Source organism: Gammaproteobacteria bacterium, from assembly GCA_021648145.1.
GTDB lineage: Bacteria > Pseudomonadota > Gammaproteobacteria > JAADGQ01 > JAADGQ01 > S141-38.
The window spans coordinates 1-16362 of sequence record JAKITI010000009.1 but is presented as its reverse complement, the minus strand read 5'-3'; the positions used below and the strand labels follow the sequence as shown (position 1 = coordinate 16362).

The window sequence follows — 16362 nt, the reverse complement described above, 5'->3', positions numbered from 1 at the left end:
TTTTTAGCGTATAGCTAAAATATTAAGGAAAAATTTTCAGAAAATCATCTGGGTTAAAATGGATAATTATGACAGAAAAACATCGTCCCGCAGTACTTGTTATTCTTGATGGCTGGGGATACAGCGAAAGAACAGAGTCGAATGCGATACATCATGCGCATACACCCGTATGGGATCATTTGTGCCAACAGCATCCTAACAGTTTGATTTGCACCTCTGGCGCGGAGGTGGGCTTGCCTGGGGATCAGATGGGTAATTCTGAGGTTGGGCATTTAAACCTCGGTGCTGGGCGTGTCGTGCATCAGGAGTTGAGTCGTATTGATCTGGATATTACGAGCGGTGACTTTTATACCAACCCTATTTTGGTAGGTGCGGTGGATAAAGCCATCAAAAATGATAAAGCGGTGCATATCATGGGGTTGTTATCTACGGGCGGAGTGCATAGCCATGAAGTGCATATCCAGTCCGCGGTAAAAATGGCTGTGAGACGTGGTGCGACACGCGTTTATCTTCACGCTTTTCTTGATGGGCGAGATACACCACCTAAAAGTGCTGCAAAATCAATCAGATTAATGGAAGCCTGTTTTTCTGGCTTGGGGTGCGGTTCATTTGCCTCCGTGATTGGGCGATACTTTGCTCTGGATCGGGATAATAACTGGGATCGTGTGAAAAAAGCGTACGATTTGATTGCTCATAGCAAAGGTGAATTTAAAGCGCCCAGCGCAATTGCCGCCTTGGAAGCTGCATATGAACGTGGTGAAACAGATGAGTTTGTACAAAGTACAGTGATCTCAAAAAATGGTCAGGCCGTTCATGTTGAGGATGGTGATGTCATGATTATGATGAATTTTCGTGCTGATCGCGCACGTCAAATCAGCCGAGTATTTTTTGAGAAAGAGTTCACTGATTTTGCTCGAAATAAACATCCTGAACTTGCCGAATTTGTCTGTTTGACAGGATACAGCAAAAGTTTTGATGTGCCTGTTGTTTTTCAGGCAAAACAGCTCGAAAATACTTTTGGTGAATATATATCCAGCCTGGGTTTGAAGCAGTTGCGTGTCGCTGAAACTGAAAAATATGCTCATGTGACATTCTTTTTTAATGGCGGTGAAGAGAATGCTTTTCCAGGCGAAGATCGTGAGCTGATTCCATCCCCTAAAGTCAGTACTTATGATAAACAGCCCGAAATGAACGCATCAATCGTGACGGATAAATTAGTCGAAGCCATTAAAGGTGGCCATTATGATGCCATTATTTGTAACTATGCGAATGCTGATATGGTTGGGCATAGTGGTAATTTTAAGGCAGCTGTTAAAGCGATTGAAGCGTTGGATGCCTGTTTGGGGCGACTCTATGAAGCGGTGAAGGAATCGGGTGCGGATCTATTAATTACGGCGGATCATGGTAACGCTGAAAAAATGCGAGATGAGATTACGGGTCAGCCACATACTGCGCATACCAATAACCTGGTTCCCTTTGTTTATGTTGGGCTTCGTCCGGCAGGGCTAGTAGGTGAAGTTGATCGACGGGGTTCATTAAAAGATATCACACCAACCATGCTGTATTTAATGGGTTTGGAAAAACCGCCAGAAATGAATGGGTCGTCACTCGTGAAATTCATCTAGCCAAAGGGGGTAGAGTCGATTGATATCTTGTTTGATATAATGAAAAGGCTTCTGAATCAATCAACCCTGACCTCTTTGATTGTCGCTCTATTTTTATCCCTTTCAGTTTCAACTCTATTTGCTTCAGATAATTATGCGGTCAAATCTTCACAGCATAAAAAATTACAATCCACGATTGACAGTTTACGTTCAAAGCTCGAAAAAACACGGGGTGAACAGAGCAGTTTACGCGTTCAACTCAGACCTATTGAACGTGAAATGGGCCAACTTAATAACTCATTAAAGCAACTCGGAAAAAGTTTAAAATCTGAGCAGCGTGAATTGAAGCAGCTCGGAGTAGAAAAAAATCAGCAGCAGTCGGGTATCTTTTCACAACGCAAAGAACTTGAGCAGCTAGTACGCTCAAATTATGCGCTGGGTCGACAAGGGCCGCTTAAGTTTTTATTGAATCAGGAAGATCCATCGGCAGTCAGTCGAACATGGGTCTATTACGAATATTTTAATAAAGCACGCGCAAAAAAAATTGCTGAAATTAATCTTCGTTTAACTGAGCTTAAGTTGCTGGAAGAGCGTATTGGAAAGAAAGTCCAGTCAATTGAAACATTGTATCAAACGCAAAAATCTAAAAAAAACCGATTAAGCAGGCGCAGTCATGACCGGCGATCATTGCTGGTCAAGCTGGATGCAGAGGTGCGTGATAAAAGCCAACTGCTTGAGAACTTGAAATCAGATGAAAAACTGTTGGGAAAGTTACTATCAGGACTGCGCAAAGCGTTGGCTGATATTCCTAAGGAGAAAGGTGAGCGTAAACCATTTGTATCATTGAAGGGCAGCCTGAAACTGCCGGTAAAAGGGAAAGTTTCAACCCGTTTTGGTGGTATACGTGATAAAGAGAGTGGCTTGAAATTGCGCGGCATTATTATTGATGCAAAAGAGGGGCGCGATGTTCAGGCAATTGCACCTGGACGCATTGCCTTTTCTGATTGGTTACGTGGTTATGGCTTGTTATTGATTATTGATCATGGGGGTGGTTATATGAGTTTGTATGGGTATAACCAGAGCCTCTATCTTGAAGTCGGTGACTGGGTTGAAAAAGGTGAAGTGATTGCAAGTGTGGGTCTCAGTGGCGGGCGCAATCAGGCGGGTCTCTATTTTGAGGTGCGTAACCAGGGCAAACCCGTTAACCCGTTGTTGTGGTGCAAGGCTTCAAGCTCATAAATGTAGTGGCCAAGTCAATCTAGGAAAGAAAAATGCCTCCATGGAAAATCATTGCAAAAGAGATCTCAATAGCAACAAACCAAACATTTATATGCCACCAGCATCACCCTGTCGGTGGCGGCTGCATCAATGCCTCTTACCTTCTGGAAAGTAAATCAGGGCAAAAATATTTCGTCAAAATTAATGATGCCTCAAAGTTTCTCATGTTCAAAGCGGAAATGAGCGGGCTCAATGAAATTATCAACAGCCAAACAATTCGTACTCCACCCCCCATTTGTTGTGGCCAAGCGGATAAACACGCATTTTTAGTGCTTGAATATATTCATTTTAGCCCCTCAGGTAATTTCGAATTGCTTGGGCAGCAATTGGCCGCATTACACAAAGCACAAGCTCCTTATTATGGCTGGTTTCAAGACAATACCATTGGTTCCACCTCACAAATAAATAGCCAGAAAGAAACGTGGAGTCAATTTTGGAAAGAAAATCGCCTAGTGTATCAATTAGAACTCGCAGCTCGCCATGGCTACAGAGGAGATTTGCAGAGGCGAGGTGAGCAGCTCGTCACTCACCTCGATCAATTTTTTTCTGGCCACAAACCCGCGCCGACTATTTTGCATGGTGATTTATGGTCAGGAAACTATGGGTTTGATGCGCAGGGTCAACCTTTCGTTTTTGACCCCGCAGTTTATTATGGTGACAGAGAGACGGACTTAGCCATGACAGAGCTTTTTGGTGGTTTTCCGCCCCTGTTTTATAAAGCCTACAATGAAGCCTACCCACTCAGTGATGATTATCCCAGCCGTAAAGCACTTTATAACCTTTATCACATATTGAACCATCTAAACCTTTTTGGGTCGGGCTATCTATCACAGGCGCAACATATGATTGATGAATTATTAAGCACTATTGGCTAATAATCCCTGTTAGGAACGGTCTCGAAATCACCTGATCACCTTGCTTGCTTATTCATGCGCTGTTTGGCTTTTTCTTTTAACAGCATCCATAAAAACAGACTGTTTGTGACTAAATAGCGTTTCCACATTCGCCCTGGTTCCTGTAAAACACGATAAAACCACTCAAGTCCGTAGTTTTGCATCCATTGTGGAGCCCTTTTAACCTTCCCGGCAACCACATCAAAAGTGCCCCCCACTCCCATTACAAAATTAACACCGAGTTGCTCTTGCCACTGGTTAATAAAGTTCTCTTTTTTCGGTGAAGTAATCGCAACAAATAATAAACGGGCTCCCGACTCTTTTATTTTACTCACCACAGCACCTTCATCATCCCAGAAATAGCCATGATGATGACCTGCTACAATCAACCCTGGATAAAGTTTCTCGACTTGGTGGCGCGCTTCAGTGACAACTTCATCTTCAGCACCCAATAAAAATACTGGATAACCTCGCTCGGCACTCATCCGCAATAGTGCATGAAACAGATCAACGCCAGCAACACGCTCAGGAACGTCATGCCCTAACATCCGAGCTCCCAGAACAACCCCCATACCATCAATATTAATGATATCGCAAGAGCGAACTGATGCATCCAGTACAGCATCCTTACGCATATTGACCACTTTCGCTACATTCACAACAACATGCTGTGTAAAGCGTCTCTGCTCGACTCTCTCTGCAATCACACTTACAGTATCACTCTCTGTTGCCACATCCATAGGGCAGCCGAGAACTTCTATACGCTTCATAGAGTTTTGATTCATATGTTTTTTCCTAGGAAATTCACTCGTTAAGATACAAGTTTTTTTCCGTTATTACACCCGATAATGGAATATCCCAAGGGTCATGTGGAATAGCATCTAGTTTTTGAAAATCGTACGCCAGCCCCATCAAACAGGGCTTTTTCCAATGTTGGCGATGATGTAAAAAGTTAAAAGTACGATCATAATACCCTCCCCCCATCCCCATACGGTGCCCTTTTATATCAAAAGCGACCAAAGGCAGCAGCACCAAATCCAAAGCCCAGGCGGGTACAATGGAGCAAGCTGAAGCAATGGGTTCTGGAATGCCATATTTATTATTCTGCATGCGACTTTTTGTATTATAAGAAGTAAACATCAGGCGGTTTGAATAAAATGGTTGTATCACCGGTAAATAACTCTGTTTATTTAAGTTCCGAATGATATCTAATGTTGGTGTGGGATCTAGCTCTCCATCATGGGGTAGGTAAAGTGCAATTCGGTGTGAACGCTGAAATAACCTGTTTTTCGATAAGGATTGAGCCACCCGTACAGAGGCTTCATGGCGGTCAGAATCACCCAGTGAGCGACGCATGTTGCGCATCTGTTGGCGTAGTTGCTTTTTTGAAAGCGACATCTGTTTTTAAGTTTGAGTTGAGTATACAAAGAGGAGGCATATCCGCAAGCGCCGCTTGTTGTCATCAGTCTTGAACCAAGGGTTCAAGTGGGTACACATATGACGCATCAGGCGACCCGCAGCAAAGCGGGTATGCACAACAGCGTCGGGGACGCGTTCCCTGAGATATATATTAGGCCCAAGACCATCTCAGACAAACTGGCAAACGTTGCAGAGTATGCCTTGATTTTCAGTTTAACTCAGAACTATAAGCTTGGGTAGCTTAATTTTCACTTTGGTTCACCTTTATTCAATGCGAGCGCGGTGTCTATTTTCTCTTGTAATACTTTTATTTTTTCAAAAGCAGCATCGTTGTTTTTATATTCATTTTTCTGGCTGATAGTTAATTCGTGCGCAAAATTAAGTGCAGCCATCACAGCCACTCGCTCAGTCCCCAGCACTTTACCCGCCTTGCGAATTTCTCGCATTCTGGAGTCAAGAAGATCCGATGCCGAGACCAACGCAGGCCGCTCCTCTTTTTTACAGGCAACCTGATACTCTTTTCCGAAAATATTAATTAAAATCGGCTCTGGCTCATCGTTCTGACTCATAATTCAACCTCCATCATTTTAAGTCGTGAAATCATCAATTCCAAACGAGCGCGCACCCTCTCATTTTTTTCTAAAAGACATGAACGCTCCACAGGCCACTCAGCCTGCTTTTTTTTAAGTGCGCGATTCTCATCTGTTAGCTGCTGACAAGTCAACAATAGATCATTAATACTACTTTCCAACTTCGAAACAGTGGTGATTTCATCATTTTCTTTTTCAAACATTCATTTAAACCCAGTTATAGTGCCCACCAAGCAGATAGAATGATAGCATACCCCTTTTGACGAAATGCAAAGTTTGAGGGCAAGCACCATTGACACAAAAAACAGATTCGACCACTGACTTCAACCTCATAGATAAGTTGCTGAATGAGCAAGAAATTATTATAGGCGCATCAGAGTGCCACGGTATTTTATGCGGTTTATTCTGTAGCAAGGGTCACTTCAGTGACTCGCTCTGGATCAATCAGCTATGGGATGGCGAAGATAATGAGCTTGGAAATGACCTTTCTATTGAAACTCAAAAGGGACTCAAAAAGCTATATGAAATAACATTCCAGCAACTCAATGATGTTGAATGTACATTTTATCCACTTTTGCCCGAAGATCAGATGCCACTCCATTATCGTACCGAAATGCTCGCCAGTTGGTGCCATGGCTATCTTTATGGGCTAGGTATTGGTATTAAAAAACCACTGAATCAACTGCAAAATGATACGGCTGAAGCGATTCAGGATCTTGTTGATATATCACACGCGTTGCACCATACGGCCAACAGCAATGAGAAAGACGAAGGTGCCTACAATGAAATTGTAGAGTATGTACGTACGGTTGTGATGCTGCTTAACGAAGAGTTGCAGCCATTCAAAACACCCCCACAATTACATTAGATTATTATGGATAATAAAGAGTTCTTCCTGCGCCGCAAGCGGCTCATGAAAAAAATTGGGGTGGGTAATATTGCTATTTTACCCACATCGCTTGAGCAGCAACGCAATAGTGATGTCAACTACCCTTTTCGCCCAAACAGTAATTTTGCTTATCTCACGGGATTTACAGAGCCTGAAGCCCTTATGGTTCTCATTCCAGGACGAAAGCAAGGGCAGTTTGTTCTGTTTTGCCGTGAAAGAGATCAAGAAAAAGAGATTTGGAATGGTAAACGCGCAGGCCTGGAGGGTGCTCAAAAGCAATGGGGTGCCGATGAGGCGCGACCGATTCAGGAAGTAGACCAATATCTTCCTGAGCTCATCAAAGATCGCCAACAAATTTATTGTACATTAGGAGAGAGTCAGGCTTTTGACCAACAGCTCATGAGCTGGGTTAAACAGGTACGCGCAATGGCTCGCAAAGGCGTTAGCGTACCCACTGACTTTATCGGAATTGAACCTTTACTGCACGAGATGCGCCTTTTTAAAAGCAGCGCTGAAATCAAAGCGATGCGCAAGGCTGCAATAATTTCAGCCAATGCCCATCGCCGTGCAATGCAATTCTGTCAGCCAGGCATGATGGAATATGAGGTTGAAGCAGAAATTTCACACGAGTTTAACCGTATGGGCTGCCGTGATTCAGCCTACTCCTCCATTGTTGCCGGAGGTGAAAATGCATGCATTTTGCACTACACAGAAAATAACATGCCACTGAATGATGGAGAGCTTCTACTTATTGATGCCGGTGCAGAATATGACCTTTATGCCGCAGACATCACACGCACCTTCCCCATTAATGGTCGCTTTAACACTGAACAACGCGCTCTTTATGAAGTCGTTCTCAAAGCGCAACAGGCTGCGATCAAAAAAGTAAAACCAGGCAATCACTGGAATGCGCCTCATACTGCTGCTGTATTAGAGCTCACCAAAGGGCTTATTAAGCTGGGGCTACTGAAGGGAACACCTAGGGAGCTCATAAAAAAAGAGGCTTACAAGCTTTTTTATATGCACAGCACTGGCCACTGGCTTGGTATGGATGTGCATGATGTCGGTGATTACAAGCGCGACAAAAAATGGCGAACCTTTGAGCCGGGTATGGTTTTAACCATTGAGCCGGGTCTTTATATCGCATCTGGAAGCAAAGGTATTGCAAAAAAGTGGTGGAATATCGGCATTCGTATTGAAGACAATATATTGGTAACGAGTGATGGAAATGAAGTGCTTACACACGGCGCACCAAAAACTATTGCCGATATTGAAGATCAGTGCAACAAACAATGAAACCGTGATCCAACTGATTTTTCAGGTACTATATCTACATGCGAATACTCGGAATTGAAACTTCATGTGATGAAACAGGTATCGCTATTTATGATGCCAGTCAAGGCATTATGGCGCATGTGCTTCATAGTCAAATTGCACTTCATGCAGAATATGGCGGCGTAGTGCCTGAGCTGGCTTCTCGTGACCATATTCGCAAAACGATTCCGCTGATTAAGCAGGTTATGAAAGAGGCGGATGTTTCAGCACAAGAGATTCAAGGCGTTGCTTACACCTCAGGCCCTGGCCTGATCGGCGCTCTGCTTGTCGGCACCTCAATTGGTCGAAGCCTTGCGCTCGCCTGGCAAGTGCCCGCGATTGCTGTTCACCATATGGAAGGTCACCTGTTGGCCTCCATGCTAGAAGATAATCCGCCCCAATTTCCCTTTATTGCTTTACTCGTTTCTGGTGGACATACACAGCTTATTAAAGTTGAGGGCGTGGGTCGCTATGAGCTGTTAGGCGAAACTCTCGACGATGCCGCCGGTGAGGCGTTTGATAAAACCGCTAAAATGCTCGGTCTCAGTTATCCTGGTGGCCCTGCGATTGCCGAAGCGGCGAAGCAAGGCAACCCTGACCGCTTTCACTTCCCACGTCCGATGACCAATCGTCCTGGGCTTGATTTCAGTTTCAGTGGCCTCAAAACATTTTCAGTCAATACGCTTCATCAATTTGACTCACCCGATGAGCAGACCAAAGCCGACATTGCCTGCGCCTTTCAAGAGGCGGTCGTCGATACTGTCGCTATTAAATGCCAACGCGCTCTCAAACAAACAGGCATTAAACGACTTGTGATTGCCGGAGGTGTCGGAGCCAATGAGCGGCTTCGTGAACGGTTGAACCTGCTTTCAGAAAAGTTACAAAGCGAAGTTTTTTACCCACGTTTTGAGTTTTGCACCGATAATGGTGCCATGATTGCCTATGCGGGTTATTTAAGGCTCAAAGCGGGTCAACATGAATCGCTTGAATTTAATGCCCGGGCTCGATGGCCTATGGAGGAGTTATGCCCCGCCCCGTAAAAATTGATTACGACATTCTCATTATTGGCGGCGGTATGGTTGGCATCAGTCTTGCGGCTGCACTTTCCAATCAGCCGTTACGCATTGGAATCATCGAAAGCACCCCTCTTTCTGCCAAAATTCAACCCAGTTATGATGACCGAATCATCGCGCTCTCTTACGGAAGCCGCTGCATTCTTAAAAGTATTGGCGTTTGGGACGAACTTCAGAGCGATATCTGCCCCATTGATAAAATCCACGTTTCAGACCGAGGGCACTGCGGCTTTACCCGCCTAAATGCGGCGGATGAATCGGTTGAAGCGCTTGGCTATGTCATCCCCAGTCGCAGCATTGGCCTAACCCTTCATGCACATATTAAAAAACAAGCCAATATCGATTTTATCTGCCCCGCTCGCTGGACAGAGCTTGAGTCAAACCCCGATCACATCACACTGGCAATCACAAAAAAGAGTGCCAAACCACAAACCATGACCACCCGTTTATTAGTCGCAGCCGATGGGGGGCAATCTGCAATACGTGAAAAGCTCGGCATTCAGACAAAAACCAGTGATTACCAACAAAGCGCCATCATCACCAACATCACACCCGAACTGCCCCATCAGAACAGAGCTTTTGAACGCTTCACTGAAACTGGGCCACTGGCCATGTTGCCGATGACTGAAAATCGCTGCTCTGTTGTCTGGACAGCTCGCACCGATCAACAGCAAGAAATTCTTGGTCTGGATGATGAAACCTTTCTCAAAAGGCTGCAAGAGCGTTTTGGTTATCGCTTGGGTCGATTAACAAAAGTAGGCTCACGTTTCGCGTATCCACTCCAACTGATTCAAGCGCTGGAGCAGGTTCGTCCGCGGATTGCCATTATTGGAAATGCAGCCCACTCCCTGCACCCACTGGCGGGACAAGGCTTTAATCTTGGGCTGCGTGATGTCGCAGCGCTGGCAGAAACCATCGCAACCACAACTCAAAAGGGCGGTGACCCCGGCGATATCAATATTCTTGAGCAGTATGCTGAGACACGAAAGCAAGATTATCGTACGGTTTTAACCGCCACCGACACGTTGGTTCGCCTGTTTACTCAACCCTTCATTCCGGTGGCCATTGCACGCAATAAAGTGCTGACGCTACTGGATCTCTTTCCGCCCGCCAAGCGCCTATTAGCTCAACACGCGATGGGCATTGCAGGTAAACAGTCACGGCTCACCCGAGGATTATCGTTATGAAGACTGATTACGATGTTTTGATTGTAGGCAGCGGCATGGTCGGCGCAGCCATTGCCAATGCGCTTGGCGATAGCCCACTGCGCATTGGCATCATTGAAAACCATATGCCAAACTTAAAGTGGCCACCTGAAAATTTTGATATTCGCGTTTCTGCTATCACCCGTGCATCCCAGCGATTTTTTGAAAATCTTGGTGCTTGGCAGGGCATGGTAGATCGCCGAGTCACGCCTTATAATGAAATGCACGTATGGGACAGCACGGGCGGTCACGGCGAGATCCTCTTTGATGCCGCTGAAATCAATGAGCCTAACTTAGGTCACATCATTGAAAACAGCGTAATCCAATCCGCTCTGGTAGAGCGCTTTAATGATTTCGACAATATTGAGCTTATCTGTCCCGCCAACTTCACTCGCTTGGCCTTTGAAAAAGAGCATGCCTGGTTGGAGCTTGATGATGGTAAAAAACTCACCGCCAAGTTAATCATCGGCACGGATGGCGCGAATTCACGTGTCCGGAAAATTGCGGGAATCACAACTAAAGGTTGGCAGTACGATCACAAAGCGGTGGTCACTGTCGTTAAAACTGAAAAACCACACCAAAACATCGCTTGGCAACGGTTTTTGCCGACCGGCCCTTTAGCTTTTTTACCGCTTGAAGAGGGTTACAGTTCGATTGTCTGGTCGACCTCGCCATCGCAAGCCGACCAACTGGTCGCGATGGATGCTAATCTGTTCAAACAAGAGTTAGAGCAAGCTTTTGAAAACAAGCTAGGGGCAATTACAGAAGTTGGCCAACGCGGAGCGTTCCAACTCAAACTGCAACACACCACCGACTACACCCGTCCACGCCTGGCGCTGGCCGGAGATTCCGCTCACGCGGTTCACCCTCTTGCCGGTCAAGGCGTTAATTTAGGGCTACTTGATGCAGCGGCACTTGCTGAAGTGATTCTGGATGCGCACCAAGCGGGTAAAAATATCGGCTCTCATCAAGTTTTACGTCGTTTTGAACGTTGGCGCAAAGGCGACAACCTCGCCATGCTCGCCGCTATGGACGGCTTCAAACGCCTCTTCAGTAACCAAGCCGCCCCCGTTCAATTCATGCGTCACCTTGGATTGAATGTGACGAACAGAGCCACACCACTTAAAAACTTCTTTGTTAAATATGGCATGGGGTATAAGGGCGATTTACCAAAGGCTTGTCGAATAAACGGATCAGTACAACGTACTTTTAGTGAAAAAACTGATAGTGACCTAAAGCAATAAATTTGAATTTAGGCTGATATTTTTAATATCTTAATTTGGTTATAACAGCGAAAGTATGCTCTTCGTGCTAAAGTCTCTCTCTATTTAAAGTAAAACCCTTTATCTGTTACCATTTATATGTGTTCTTTTAGAAATATACTGAAGGTTTTTTGCGGGTTTGTTGGAATAAATTAAGTTGGTTATATTAACAAAATATTTATCAATAGCCTTCGCTATTATTATGCTGACAGCATGCGGTGGCAGCTCTAGCGGTGGTGATATCACACCACCGGATACAAATATCACAAAGAGTCCTTCTTCCGTGATGAATTCAACCCTGGCTGAGTTTTTTTTTACAGCCACGGAGACAAAGGCTTCGTTTGAGTGCAGCCTTGATGGTAGTGAGTTTGTTAGTTGTACCAGCCCTGTAAACTATGAAGGCCTGACGGTGGGTGATCACACATTCAAAGTCCGAGCCATTGATATTGCGGGAAATACGGATCCCACGGATGCAGTTTACCAATGGGGTATTGATACCACACCGCCCGATACAAATATTACAAAGCGCCCTTCTTCCGTGATGAATTCAACCCTGGCTGAGTTTTTTTTTACAGCCACGGAGGCAGAGGCTTCGTTTGAATGCAGCCTTGATGGTAGTGATTTTGCTGACTGTAGCAACCCTGCAAGCTACGAGAACCTGGCTGAAGGCAGTCATACATTCAAAGTTCGAGCCATTGATATTGCAGGAAATGCAGATTCTACGGATGCAGTTTACCAATGGGATATTGATACCACACCGCCCGATACAAATATTACAAAGCGCCCTTCTTCTGCGACGGGCTCAACTCGGGCTGAGTTTTCTTTTACAGCCACGGAGGCAGAGGCTTCGTTTGAGTGCAGCCTTGATGATAGTTCGTTTGTTAATTGTAGCACCCCTACAACCTACGAAGACCTGGTTGAAGGCAGTTACACATTCAAAGTCCGAGCCATTGATATTGCAGGAAATATGGATCCCACAGATGCAGTTTACCAATGGGAAATTGATACCACACCGCCCGATACAAATATTACAAATGATCCTTTTCCTCAGCCCACAGAGCTAACTGATGCTATTTTTTTGTTTGAGTCAGAGGCAGACGCTTCGTTTAAATGCAGTCTTGATGACGGTAATTTTGAGAGTTGCACCAGTCCTGTAAATTATACAGGTCTGAAGGCGGGTGATCGCACATTCAAAGTTTGGGCGATTGATGCGGCTACCAACGAAGGTCAGGCGGCAACCTATCATTGGGAAATTTACAGTAACGACCCTTTATTTTCAGGCCAGTGGCATCTGAAAAATACAGGGCAAGCGGGTAATGATGGAATTCTAGGCATTGTGGGTGAAGATATTAATGTCGAGCCCGTTTGGAGCAATTGCCTTGAGAGCTCATGTCGTGGGGAAGGGGTTCGCATTGTTGTTGTTGACGACGGACTGGAAATTGGGCACGAAGATCTAAAAGCAAACGTAGTACCCGGTAAAAGTTATAACTATTCTGATGAGGGAACTGATCCATCACAAGGGAGTAAGCATGGCACTAGTGTCGCAGGCATCATTGCTGCTCGGGATTTGAATGGCGTGGGCGTTAGAGGGATTGCGCCTCGTGCTGAGCTGGTCGGATATAACTATTTGATGGAGCAGACTGATGAGAATGAAGCTGATGCGATGACTCGAGACGCAGTAGACAACCACATCTCTAATAATAGCTGGGGGGTTCCTGATTACAGAGGGATACTTTTTGATTCTTCGGCTCTCTGGCGTACGGCGATTGATGAAACGGGGCACAAAGTTGGGCGCAATGGTTTAGGGGTCATTTATGTTTGGGCGGCGGGTAATGGCCATGCAGGGGACTTCAGTGATAATTCAAATTACGATGGCTATGCGAATTATCGGGGCGTTATCGCCGTGGGCTCAGTGAATAATTCAGGCCAACGCTCTATTGACAGTGAGCAGGGAGCGAATCTGTTAGTCAGTGCTCCGGGGGGAGAGGATTGTAAAAAACATGGCATTGTGACGACAGATAACACTGGAAGTAGTGGTTATAGTGCTGATGATTACACCGATTGTTTTAATGGAACTTCTGCTGCAGCGCCGATGGTATCTGGTGTGGCCGCGCTGATACTGCAGGCCAATCCTGAATTAGGGTGGCGTGACGTTCACGCTATTTTAGCGCACAGCGCGAAAAAAAATGATCCAGATCAATCCGATTGGAAAATAAATGGCGCAGGGCTGCATGTGAACCATAACTATGGCTTTGGCGTGGTGGATGCGGAGGCTGCTGTTTTGTTAGCAAAAAACTGGGATTTTTTGGGGGCTGAGAAAAAGTTTTCGATACAGGCTGATAATGTTAATAAACCAATTGGAGATAATGATGGCACCTCTTCTGATTCAACTTTGAGTGTAAGTTCGAGTGGCATCAGTCAACTTGAGTTTGTTGAAATCAAATTTAGTGCTGCGGATCACACTTACTCTGGTGATCTGGAAATAATATTGGTTAATGTGACAACAGGAACAGAGAGTCGTTTAGCAGAAAAGCATAAGTGTGATGGTAGGTTTGGTGGATGTGCGCCTTATGATGCATGGCGCTTTGGTTCAGCACGCCACTTCGGTGAAAGTGCAGATGGAGATTGGCAGTTAATTATTAGAGACAAGAGTTCGAGTGATAAAGGGACATTTCAGTCATGGGGGCTGACCTTTTACGGAACTTAGGATTAATAGTTTATTATGAATATAATATTGTTACGTAAATGGGCTTTTGTGAGCATCATCATGGGGCTGATGGTGCTCCACTCAGGTTTGTCGGTGAGTTCATCTTCGAAAATGGGTGAAGCTGGGCTTGCGGAGTTACCGCATTACTTTTGGTATGACGGGGATCGGAAAAAATCCGTCTGGGTGAATCCGGAGTTAATCGCTGAATTCAAGTTAAAGCCTGAAACAAGCGCTCAGCTAAGGTCACTTTATGCCGCGAAAGAAGTTGATGTAAAATCACCCTATATTCGCTTGTGGAAGATTAAGGATCACACCTCAACCAAAGCGGTTGCTAGAAGCTTAAAGTCCGGAACGGACAGCAATCTCTCTCCTGTATTGCATGATACGGCATCAACTCATGGAGTAAAAAGGGCTCTGCCAGGGAATGTTCTGGTTCAAATGAAGCCTGACTGGAGCCAGAAAGAGATAGAGGCATGGTTTGATGCGCATGCTTTAACTGTGATCAAACCTCTAACATTTGCGCCGAATACTTTTCTGATACAGACAGAGTCAGGGCTGGACTCTCTTAAAACTGCGAATCGAATTTACGAAACAGATGATGTCGTATTGGCTTCGCCCAACTGGTGGCAGGAAGTCGTTGCGCGGTAGTTCCTAAACATACATCTCCTGCTCATCATTCAGTCGCAGCCAGCCTTTGACGATGCGATAAATAAGCCAGATCATATTGGCGATCAAGATGACATATCCAATACCAATAAATATGGTTATAAATCCAATAGCGCCCCATAACAAACTGAACCAAAAAGTGCGTATTTGCCACCTGAAGTGGGACTCCAGCCAGGTTCCTTGAACACTCTCCCTTTTAATGTAATTAATAACAACCGCAATAATAAGTGTAATACCAAGAAAAAATGAAACGGCTTGCAAAGCATAAACAACGGTGGCAATTGTTTTGGTTGAGGTGGGGGCATGTTCGTTAAGCATTTCGGCTTCTCCTTTGTGATTGCTTTATTGTTAGCAACTGACGATGATTAATTTTACACTGTTTTCATTTTATCTATGAAAAAATCTCTGAATAAGCCATGAACAATAAACAAAAATGAGTCACTTACTTTTGGGTTTTGATGCCACGCAACTGATTTTTATCGGATTGATTTTTGTCTGGACGGGCTTTGTTCGTAGCGGTTTAGGTTTTGGAGGGGCGGCACTGGGGTTGCCGTTGATGCTGTTTATCTATGACCAGCCCATATTCTGGCTGCCGGTCATTGGTTTGCACCTGCTATTTTTTTCTGCTCTCACGCTGCGCACTCGCCTTCATGATGTAGATTGGGCTTACCTACGCAAATCCAGTCTCTTCATTATTCCGCCTGCTTTGGTGGGAGTTTTTGGTTTAATTACTTTACCTAACCAGTGGCTGGTGATCTTCATCTACTCTGTGACACTCTTTTATGCATTGGTGTGGCTATTCAATATAGTGATTCATAGCAATCAGGAGTGGAGTGATAAGTTGTTACTGCTATTTGGGGGGTATGTGGCGGGTATGTCGCTGACGGGTGCGCCATTAATGGTGGCTGTTTATATGCGTAATGTTGCTTTTGAACAGCTGCGCAATACCTTGTTTGTGCTTTGGTTTGTATTGGTGGGCATTAAAATGAGCACCTTTGTTGCATTTAGTGTGGAGCTGAATTGGCAGTTTTCGCTGTTATTACTGCCCGCAGCAGCGATCGGCCATATAATCGGATTAAAATTCCATGATGCAATTTTGAAAAATAACCGACTGTTTAAACAGGTGGTGGGTGGCGTGTTAGTTGTGATTAGTGGGCTGGGATTATGGAGTGTTATTTTGTAGATTTGCTCACAAAATAAAAAAATTAAAGTAAAAATTATTATGGCCGATGGTATTCTTACCGCTCTTACCTTAGTAATAAGGTAAGAAATATTTGTTTAAGCGGATTAAGTATAAAAATAAATATAAAAATATGTCATTTGTTTGTTAAGGATTAATTTTTTGACAAGGTTGTCTCTCATGTTGTTACAAGAGGGGACTCACACTATGAGATCACGCAAGAACTTCTACCGAACACACTTGTTATCAAGTCTGTTTATTCTTTCGTCAGGAGCCGCCATA

General features: G+C 44.8%; 16 protein-coding genes and 1 other RNA gene. 11 read left to right on the top strand and 6 right to left on the bottom strand.

What is annotated here, in order from left to right; all coding sequences use genetic code 11:
- Positions 1-68: 68 nt before the first annotated feature.
- Genes gpmI through L3J70_07175 form a run of 3 tightly spaced genes read left to right on the top strand, consistent with a single transcriptional unit; the run spans position 69 to position 3757 of the window.
- Positions 69-1625: a 2,3-bisphosphoglycerate-independent phosphoglycerate mutase gene (gpmI, locus tag L3J70_07185; protein ID MCF6236141.1), complete on the top strand. Its 1557-nt coding sequence runs from the start codon at positions 69-71 to the stop codon at positions 1623-1625.
- Between the two features lie 39 nt (positions 1626-1664).
- Positions 1665-2843, top strand: a complete 1179-nt coding sequence (locus L3J70_07180) for a peptidoglycan DD-metalloendopeptidase family protein (protein ID MCF6236140.1) — start codon at positions 1665-1667, stop codon at positions 2841-2843.
- A gap of 32 nt (positions 2844-2875) precedes the next feature.
- Positions 2876-3757 (top strand): fructosamine kinase family protein, encoded by an 882-nt coding sequence (locus tag L3J70_07175; GenBank protein ID MCF6236139.1) that lies wholly within the window; start codon positions 2876-2878, stop codon positions 3755-3757.
- Between the two features lie 35 nt (positions 3758-3792).
- On the opposite strand, the gene L3J70_07170 is transcribed toward L3J70_07175, so the two are convergent.
- The 5 genes from L3J70_07170 to L3J70_07150 all read right to left on the bottom strand — a co-directional run bounded on the left by L3J70_07170 (position 3793) and on the right by L3J70_07150 (position 5987).
- Positions 3793-4560, bottom strand: coding sequence for a WecB/TagA/CpsF family glycosyltransferase (locus L3J70_07170; protein ID MCF6236138.1), 768 nt, complete (start codon positions 4558-4560; stop codon positions 3793-3795).
- A gap of 19 nt (positions 4561-4579) precedes the next feature.
- Positions 4580-5173: a 5-formyltetrahydrofolate cyclo-ligase gene (locus L3J70_07165; protein ID MCF6236137.1), complete on the bottom strand. Its 594-nt coding sequence runs from the start codon at positions 5171-5173 to the stop codon at positions 4580-4582.
- A gap of 36 nt (positions 5174-5209) precedes the next feature.
- Positions 5210-5393: non-coding RNA, 6S RNA (gene ssrS / locus L3J70_07160), on the bottom strand.
- A gap of 49 nt (positions 5394-5442) precedes the next feature.
- On the bottom strand, positions 5443-5763 hold the full coding sequence (locus tag L3J70_07155; GenBank protein ID MCF6236136.1) for a cell division protein ZapA: 321 nt from the start codon (positions 5761-5763) through the stop codon (positions 5443-5445).
- Positions 5760-5987 carry a TIGR02449 family protein gene (locus L3J70_07150; protein MCF6236135.1) on the bottom strand — a complete coding sequence of 76 codons (228 nt, stop codon included), beginning with the start codon at positions 5985-5987 and terminating at the stop codon, positions 5760-5762. Before L3J70_07150 ends, L3J70_07155 begins: the two co-directional genes overlap by 4 nt.
- An 89-nt stretch (positions 5988-6076) precedes the next feature.
- On the opposite strand from L3J70_07150, the gene L3J70_07145 reads away from it, so the two are divergent.
- The 7 genes from L3J70_07145 to L3J70_07115 all read left to right on the top strand — a co-directional run bounded on the left by L3J70_07145 (position 6077) and on the right by L3J70_07115 (position 14882).
- A complete protein-coding gene (locus tag L3J70_07145; protein ID MCF6236134.1) occupies positions 6077-6652 on the top strand; it encodes a UPF0149 family protein in 576 nt (191 codons plus the stop codon).
- 6 nt (positions 6653-6658) lie between these two features.
- On the top strand, positions 6659-7969 hold the full coding sequence (gene pepP / locus L3J70_07140) for a Xaa-Pro aminopeptidase (protein ID MCF6236133.1): 1311 nt from the start codon (positions 6659-6661) through the stop codon (positions 7967-7969).
- Positions 7970-8007: 38 nt separating this feature from the next.
- Positions 8008-9027 carry a tRNA (adenosine(37)-N6)-threonylcarbamoyltransferase complex transferase subunit TsaD gene (gene tsaD / locus L3J70_07135; GenBank protein ID MCF6236132.1) on the top strand — a complete coding sequence of 340 codons (1020 nt, stop codon included), beginning with the start codon at positions 8008-8010 and terminating at the stop codon, positions 9025-9027.
- A complete protein-coding gene (ubiH, locus tag L3J70_07130) occupies positions 9012-10247 on the top strand; it encodes a 2-octaprenyl-6-methoxyphenyl hydroxylase (protein MCF6236131.1) in 1236 nt (411 codons plus the stop codon). The genes tsaD and ubiH overlap by 16 nt, the downstream gene beginning before the upstream one ends.
- Positions 10244-11509, top strand: a complete 1266-nt coding sequence (locus L3J70_07125; protein ID MCF6236130.1) for a UbiH/UbiF/VisC/COQ6 family ubiquinone biosynthesis hydroxylase — start codon at positions 10244-10246, stop codon at positions 11507-11509. The genes ubiH and L3J70_07125 overlap by 4 nt, the downstream gene beginning before the upstream one ends.
- A 220-nt stretch (positions 11510-11729) precedes the next feature.
- Positions 11730-14234 carry a S8 family serine peptidase gene (locus L3J70_07120; protein ID MCF6236129.1) on the top strand — a complete coding sequence of 835 codons (2505 nt, stop codon included), beginning with the start codon at positions 11730-11732 and terminating at the stop codon, positions 14232-14234.
- A gap of 15 nt (positions 14235-14249) precedes the next feature.
- Complete coding sequence (locus L3J70_07115; protein ID MCF6236128.1) at positions 14250-14882, top strand: hypothetical protein; 633 nt, start codon at positions 14250-14252, stop codon at positions 14880-14882.
- Positions 14883-14885: 3 nt separating this feature from the next.
- Here L3J70_07115 and L3J70_07110 read toward each other — a convergent pair whose 3' ends face one another.
- Complete coding sequence (locus tag L3J70_07110; protein MCF6236127.1) at positions 14886-15218, bottom strand: hypothetical protein; 333 nt, start codon at positions 15216-15218, stop codon at positions 14886-14888.
- Positions 15219-15333: 115 nt separating this feature from the next.
- Here L3J70_07110 and L3J70_07105 point away from each other — a divergent pair, with 115 nt between their 5' ends.
- Positions 15334-16083: a TSUP family transporter gene (locus tag L3J70_07105; protein MCF6236126.1), complete on the top strand. Its 750-nt coding sequence runs from the start codon at positions 15334-15336 to the stop codon at positions 16081-16083.
- The last annotated feature ends 279 nt before the right edge of the window (positions 16084-16362 follow it).

Coding starts and splice junctions, on each gene's coding strand:
- gpmI (MCF6236141.1), top strand. CDS start 69: ATGACAGAAAAACATCGTCCCGCAGTACTTGTTATTCTTGATGGCTGG.
- L3J70_07180 (MCF6236140.1), top strand. CDS start 1,665: ATGAAAAGGCTTCTGAATCAATCAACCCTGACCTCTTTGATTGTCGCT.
- L3J70_07175 (MCF6236139.1), top strand. CDS start 2,876: ATGCCTCCATGGAAAATCATTGCAAAAGAGATCTCAATAGCAACAAAC.
- L3J70_07170 (MCF6236138.1), bottom strand. CDS start 4,560: ATGAATCAAAACTCTATGAAGCGTATAGAAGTTCTCGGCTGCCCTATG.
- L3J70_07165 (MCF6236137.1), bottom strand. CDS start 5,173: ATGTCGCTTTCAAAAAAGCAACTACGCCAACAGATGCGCAACATGCGT.
- L3J70_07155 (MCF6236136.1), bottom strand. CDS start 5,763: ATGAGTCAGAACGATGAGCCAGAGCCGATTTTAATTAATATTTTCGGA.
- L3J70_07150 (MCF6236135.1), bottom strand. CDS start 5,987: ATGTTTGAAAAAGAAAATGATGAAATCACCACTGTTTCGAAGTTGGAA.
- pepP (MCF6236133.1), top strand. CDS start 6,659: ATGGATAATAAAGAGTTCTTCCTGCGCCGCAAGCGGCTCATGAAAAAA.
- tsaD (MCF6236132.1), top strand. CDS start 8,008: ATGCGAATACTCGGAATTGAAACTTCATGTGATGAAACAGGTATCGCT.
- ubiH (MCF6236131.1), top strand. CDS start 9,012: ATGCCCCGCCCCGTAAAAATTGATTACGACATTCTCATTATTGGCGGC.
- L3J70_07125 (MCF6236130.1), top strand. CDS start 10,244: ATGAAGACTGATTACGATGTTTTGATTGTAGGCAGCGGCATGGTCGGC.
- L3J70_07120 (MCF6236129.1), top strand. CDS start 11,730: ATGCTGACAGCATGCGGTGGCAGCTCTAGCGGTGGTGATATCACACCA.
- L3J70_07115 (MCF6236128.1), top strand. CDS start 14,250: ATGAATATAATATTGTTACGTAAATGGGCTTTTGTGAGCATCATCATG.
- L3J70_07110 (MCF6236127.1), bottom strand. CDS start 15,218: ATGCTTAACGAACATGCCCCCACCTCAACCAAAACAATTGCCACCGTT.
- L3J70_07105 (MCF6236126.1), top strand. CDS start 15,334: ATGAGTCACTTACTTTTGGGTTTTGATGCCACGCAACTGATTTTTATC.